Origin of the sequence: Methanoregula sp., from assembly GCF_002835825.1 — an archaeon.
In the GTDB taxonomy this organism is placed as follows: Archaea; Halobacteriota; Methanomicrobia; order Methanomicrobiales; family Methanospirillaceae; genus Methanoregula.
This window is the reverse complement of the sequence record NZ_PIZH01000531.1, coordinates 1-1,419: the sequence shown is the minus strand read 5'-3', so window position 1 is coordinate 1,419 and position 1,419 is coordinate 1. Positions and strand designations below refer to the sequence as shown.

General features: G+C 54.8%; 2 protein-coding genes and 1 pseudogene. All 3 read right to left on the bottom strand.

The window, feature by feature from the left end:
- Positions 1-447, bottom strand: a pseudogene (locus tag CW742_RS13010) (sulfur oxidase); the annotation flags it as partial.
- A gap of 59 nt (positions 448-506) precedes the next feature.
- A complete protein-coding gene (locus tag CW742_RS13005; RefSeq protein ID WP_292421049.1) occupies positions 507-731 on the bottom strand; it encodes a sulfurtransferase TusA family protein in 225 nt (74 codons plus the stop codon).
- 19 nt (positions 732-750) lie between these two features.
- Positions 751-1,275, bottom strand: coding sequence for a YeeE/YedE thiosulfate transporter family protein (locus tag CW742_RS13000; protein ID WP_292421046.1), 525 nt, complete (start codon positions 1,273-1,275; stop codon positions 751-753).
- Positions 1,276-1,419 lie beyond the last annotated feature (144 nt).

Below are 1,419 nucleotides of genomic sequence, written 5' to 3'. Positions count from 1 at the left end.
TCGGGGCATGTACGGGGATATACAGCTGAGGTATCCGTCCATGCTGGGAACGGGCTGTTCGTGCTGACGGCCGAGTTTAATTACATCCTTCCAGAACGATGGCTGGCCATTGAGCGCAAGGCTATTGTGGATGATGACATGGTCCGGGTTCTTCATACGGAGGCGCTCGGCTGAGATGCCACGGAGGGAAAGTTCCTGGCTGTCACAGACAACCCTGACCGCGGGCATGGAGAGGATGACCTCCCATATCTGAAGGGTTTCCGGAGTCTGGAGGCTGTATACCGAATCTCCGGTCAGGAATATTGTGAAAACCGCAGCAGTCTCTTTTTTTGAGTGGAGCAGGTTCTCCGGGTGGAGCCGTACGAAAAAGAATTTTAAGCATTCCTCAATCCAGCCAAGCCGTTCAGGATTAAGGTACTCTTCGAAAAGAAAAAAATGTGCACTCATGGTTCTCCTGCTGGTTGATTTTTGTGGGGAGTACTACAACATACCAGTCCTTTCACTCATTATTTCGATAACCGGATCTCCCAGAGGCCTGGTGCGGTCTTCTTTGCATCGCAGTTCAGGTTGTTGTCCTCTGCATACTGCGGGATGGTGCTGGTTGCTGCCGGCGGGTGGTCGCACGTCACGATAAGTTCGTCTCCTGATGATAGTTCTGACGCTGCTTTCTGGACTGCAAGGAGGCAGTACGGGCAGACTTTTCCGGTTATGTCAAGGTTTTTTGTTGCCATGTCTCTCACCAACTCCTGTTCATGCACCAAGTCCCATCGATTTCAGGAGCATAACAACCCATCCGGAGACCCAGAGTGTAAAGACAACCGATCCGATACACATGCCAATGACGAAACAGAGTGATTTTATATTCCCCTCGGCAGTCATGACCAGCTGGCGGAGCGGGCAGCCCCCGAGCAGGACGCCGATCAGCCCGACTGCGATTCCCCCGATGAGGGCAAGGAGGATATACCCGGCATCAGCGAGACCGGCCGGAGCCCCGGGCACGGGTGCTAGCCCTTTGCCCAGCAGCCAGAAGAATCCTTCAAATGCAGCGGGAAAGAGGATCTTGAAGGCGAGAAATCCGACGAACGCACCGACAATCAGTGCCAGGAAACCGGAGAGGAGCCGGGTGTGCCGGAACATAATGAAGTCGCGGAATCCTCCGATCGAGCAGAACCCGCTCCGCTGCCCGAGCCAGCCGATGAGAATCCCGAGGATCAGGGTCACAACGGGGACGGCGATGACCGCCGCGTCCTTTGATAATAATCCTGCAAGTGCCATGGTTACGCCTCACGCTCCGAAAGGGATGTGGCGATCTTAATGCCGACAACAACGCCGATTACCATTGCAGCGACACCGATCAGTGCAACAACATCGCCATACCCGATTCGCAAACCAATGCGGTACGGGCAGCCCCCCATGAAG